Origin of the sequence: Burkholderia sp. BE12 (assembly GCF_002959955.1) — a bacterium.
Classification (GTDB): Bacteria; Pseudomonadota; Gammaproteobacteria; order Burkholderiales; family Burkholderiaceae; genus Burkholderia.
In genome coordinates, this window is record NZ_PREY01000070.1 from 1 (window position 1) to 4284 (window position 4284).

The following is a 4284-nucleotide window of genomic DNA, read 5'->3' on the forward strand; positions in this document are numbered from 1 at the left end:
AATATGAATCACTTCATAAACCTGACTTACTTTAGTGTGAGACTCTTGATACTTTCGCTTTCTGATCCGAGGATCAGCTCGCTTCCATCAAGCGCCCACACTTATCGGCTGTTAATTTTTAAAGAGCATTTCTGCGAGAAACCTGAAGTTTCCCGGCAGCGCTGCGTTTTCAGCAGCAGAGAAGCGAGATTATGAACCGTGTTTCGCAGCTCGTCAACAACTTTTTACCTACATCGTTGCGACTGCGGGGTCCATCTTCCTGCGCCGCCAAGGCTCGTTACCACCGAACCTCACCAGCACCGCTTCCCTTCCTCCCGCGCCGCGTTTCCGTTAGCGCGAAAGAGGCGTGATTCTAAGCACCCACCCCCATCCGCGCAAGCCCTTTGTGAAGAAAATTTGAAAAAGCCTCCGTGCGCTGTCGCGCACGGACGCTTTGGGCTCGACGAACGATGTCGCGCTGTCGGGCCGCAGCCCGTCGACAACCTTTCCCTCTATATATAGAAGCGCGTCACTTGCCGCCCGCCGCAGCCTGCAGTTGCTCGACCGGCACCGCGTCGGCCATCGCCGCGTAGCCCGCATCGCTCGGATGGATACCGTCGCCGCTATCGTATCGGCGCTGCAGCACGCTTGGGCGCGCCTGATCGCGCAGCACCGCATCGAAATCCACCACGCCGTCGAACCCGCCGCCGCCGCGGATCCACCGGTTCACCTCGAGCCGGATCGCTTCGCGTCCGGCCGGCAACGCCGCCGGCGTGAGCGTCGCGCCGAAGACCTTCACGCCCTGCCGGTGCGCCGCCTCGATCAGCCGGCGATAGCCGTCGATCAACGACACGGCCGTCACCTGCGTATGCGGGTGATCGCAATCGAGCCCCGTGCGCGGCGGCATCGCCGCGAAGTTGATGTCGTTGATCCCGATCAGCACGATCGCCGCCTTCACGCCCGAGCGCGACAACGCATCGCGCTCGAACCGCGACGCCAGCGACGTGCCGTAGCACGCGGAATCGCTGAGCAGCCGGTTGCCGCTAATGCCGAGATTCACGACGCCGATCGAATCGGCGCCCGACGCCGCCAGCCGGCGCGCGAGCGCGTCGGGCCAGCGACGGTTCCGGTTCACGCTGGAGCGCAGCCCGTCGGTGATCGAATCGCCGATCGCGGCGACGCTGGCGTGAGCAGAACCCGTCTCGACGGCCAGTTCGGTTACCCACGCATATTGGGTGAAACGGGTGCGGAACGCGGCGGCGCCCGGATCGCTCACGTGCTCGCCTGGTGCGGACACATAGTTGAACTGGTTCGACACGCGATGCCAGACCGTCATCCGCTGGTTCGGCCCCATCTGGAGATTGATCGCATACGGCTGCGCGGCCGTCACGTCGATCGCCACCCGATCGCTTTCGAGTTCCTGGCCCGGCGCAAGCGTCACCGACGCCTTGCCGCCGAACCGGACCGGCACCGCCGCGCCGCCGAGTGCCGCCCCTTCGCCGGCGCGCGCGAGGCTCGCGGCCTCGACGACCAGCGGCGCGCGACCGTATGCGTTGCTCACGCGAATCCGCGCGGCCCGCCCCGACACGGTCGGGTAGACGATCTGGCGCACGGTGCGCCCGGCCACGTCGGGTGCGCGGTAGAGCGGCGGCGGTGCGGCGAGATCGGGAATGGGCTGCAGCGCGGTCGCCCACGCGGCGACCCAACCGCCCTGCGCGGCCGACGCCGCAAGCGGCGACACGAAAACGGCCGCCCCCAGCACTACCGCGGCGAAACTGCTTCGAAATGACATCGGCAAAATCCTCATCGGAAAGCGGGCATTGTGCCGCAGTGCCGTGGCCGGCGCTCGGGGTCGCCGCGGGCGTCGCGGTCGCTGCGACCGGCGTGTCGGTCTGGGACGTCCCTCATCGTGTCGCCGAGCAGCGCGAGCGGGACCGCGCGCTCGCGCTGGCGCGAAAACGCGAAGCCCCATGCGCGGAGCCGAATTCGCGCCACCTGATCGCGCCCCGACCTCCCTCGTTTACCCGAGTCCCGCCGCAAATCCGCAAGAAATTTATTAACCGACCGGTCGGTTGGTTTATACTTCGCACACATTCAACCGGACGAGAGCCTTCGCCATGTACACGCAATCCCTCGACATCCCCGGCAACGTCGCGCCGCTCGACGCCGCAGCCGAGTCGCCCGAGCAGGCGCGGTTCGATGCGGTGATGGCCGCGGACGGCAAGATCGAACCGCAGGACTGGATGCCCGACGCGTACCGCAAGACGCTGGTACGCCAGATCTCGCAGCACGCGCATTCGGAAGTCGTCGGCATGCTGCCGGAAGGTAACTGGATCTCGCGCGCGCCGAGCCTGAAGCGCAAGGCGATCCTGCTCGCGAAGGTGCAGGACGAAGCCGGCCACGGCCTCTATCTTTATAGCGCGGCCGAAACGCTCGGCGTATCGCGCGATGCGCTGGTCGACGCGCTGCACGCCGGCAAGGCGAAATACTCGAGCATCTTCAACTACCCGACGCCGACCTGGGCCGACGTCGGCGTGATCGGCTGGCTCGTCGACGGCGCCGCGATCATGAACCAGATCCCGCTGTGCCGCTGCACGTATGGTCCGTACGCGCGCGCGATGATCCGCGTGTGCAAGGAAGAGTCGTTCCACCAGCGCCAGGGTTTCGACGCGCTGCTGTCGATGATGAAGGGCAGCGACGCGCAGCGCGCGATGGTCCAGCAGGCCGTCGACCGCTGGTGGTGGCCGGTGCTGATGATGTTCGGCCCGAGCGACGCCGATTCGGTCCACAGCAGCCAGTCCGCCAAATGGGGCATCAAGCGGATCTCGAACGACGATCTGCGCCAGAAATTCGTCGACGCGACGGTCGACCAGGCGAAGGTGCTCGGCGTGACGCTGCCCGATCCCGACCTGAAATGGAACGAAGCGCGCGGCCATCACGACTACGGCACGATCGACTGGGACGAATTCTGGCGCGTGGTCAACGGCGACGGCCCGTGCAACAAGGAACGCCTCGCGACTCGCGTGAAAGCACACGAGGACGGCGCCTGGGTGCGCGAAGCCGCGCTCGCGCACGAAGCGAAGCGCCGCGCCCGCGCCAAACAGCACGCCGCCTGAGCGGCACCCCCTCGAATTCAGGAATCAGGAGAAAGCGATGAACAAGGAATGGCCGATCTGGGAAGTGTTCGTGCGCAGCAAGCAGGGCCTCGACCACAAGCATTGCGGCAGCCTGCACGCCGCCGACGCGACGATGGCGCTGCGCATGGCGCGCGACGTCTACACGCGTCGCCAGGAAGGCGTGAGCATCTGGGTGGTGCCGTCGTCGGCGATCACCGCGTCGGATCCGAGCGAAAAGGCCGAACTGTTCGAGCCGGCGGGCGACAAGATCTACCGTCACCCGACGTTCTACACGCTGCCCGACGAAGTCAACCACATGTAACGCCCGCGCCATGACGATCACGCCCGAACACCTCTCCTACGTGCTGCGCCTCGCGGACAACGCGCTGATCCTCGGTCAGCGCAACGCCGAATGGTGCGGCCACGGCCCGATCCTCGAGGAAGACATCGCGCTCACCAACATGAGCCTCGACCTCATCGGCCAGGCGCGCATGCTGTATACGCACGCGGCCGAGCTCGAGCGCCAGCTCACCGGCGCGACGAAGACCGAGGACGACTACGCGTACTTCCGCTCCGAGCGCGAATTCGCGAACTTCACGCTCGCCGAGCTGCCGCATTACGGCCCGTTCTCCGGCACCGCGCACGCCGACAAGGACTATGCGGTGACGATCGTGCGCAACTTCCTGTACGCGGCGCTGATGCTGCACGTGTGGAGCGCGCTGGAAACGTCGACCGACACGCAACTGGCCGCGATCGCCGCGAAATCGGTGAAGGAAACCCGCTATCACGTCCAGCATGCGCGCGAGTGGCTCGTGCGCCTCGGCGACGGCACCGACGAATCGCACCGCCGCGCGCAGGCCGCGCTCGACTACCTGATGCCGTACACGCGCGAATTCTTCGCCGCCGATGCGATCGACGACGCGATCGTCGCACCGGGCATCGGCCCGGCGCCGGCCGCGATCGAGGCCGCGTGGCGCGCGGACGTGGACGACGCGCTCGCCGAGGCCACGCTCACGCAGCCGGCGCCGGTCAAGCATGTGACGACCGGCAAGCAGGGCGAGCACTCGGAACACATGGGCTACCTGCTCGCCGAAATGCAGAGCCTCGCGCGCCAGCATCCCGGCGCGAGCTGGTAACCGGCCCACGCCACGGAGCCCGATGATGTCCGCCCAGACCGCCGCCCCCGCCC

At 66.6% G+C, this 4284-nt stretch carries 4 protein-coding genes; 3 read left to right on the plus strand and 1 reads right to left on the minus strand.

Features of this window, described 5'->3' with window-relative positions:
• Positions 1 to 508: 508 nt before the first annotated feature.
• Positions 509 to 1771, minus strand: a complete 1263-nt coding sequence (locus tag C4B30_RS34900) for an SGNH/GDSL hydrolase family protein (RefSeq protein WP_105133677.1) — start codon at positions 1769 to 1771, stop codon at positions 509 to 511.
• A 325-nt stretch (positions 1772 to 2096) separates the two neighbouring features.
• Here C4B30_RS34900 and paaA point away from each other — a divergent pair, with 325 nt between their 5' ends.
• The 3 genes from paaA to paaC are packed head-to-tail and all read left to right on the plus strand — an operon-like array spanning position 2097 to position 4231.
• Positions 2097 to 3095, plus strand: a complete 999-nt coding sequence (gene paaA / locus C4B30_RS34910; protein ID WP_105133679.1) for a 1,2-phenylacetyl-CoA epoxidase subunit PaaA — start codon at positions 2097 to 2099, stop codon at positions 3093 to 3095.
• Positions 3096 to 3132: 37 nt separating this feature from the next.
• Positions 3133 to 3417: a 1,2-phenylacetyl-CoA epoxidase subunit PaaB gene (gene paaB / locus C4B30_RS34915; RefSeq protein ID WP_006482881.1), complete on the plus strand. Its 285-nt coding sequence runs from the start codon at positions 3133 to 3135 to the stop codon at positions 3415 to 3417.
• A gap of 10 nt (positions 3418 to 3427) precedes the next feature.
• On the plus strand, positions 3428 to 4231 hold the full coding sequence (gene paaC / locus C4B30_RS34920) for a 1,2-phenylacetyl-CoA epoxidase subunit PaaC (protein WP_105133680.1): 804 nt from the start codon (positions 3428 to 3430) through the stop codon (positions 4229 to 4231).
• Positions 4232 to 4284 lie beyond the last annotated feature (53 nt).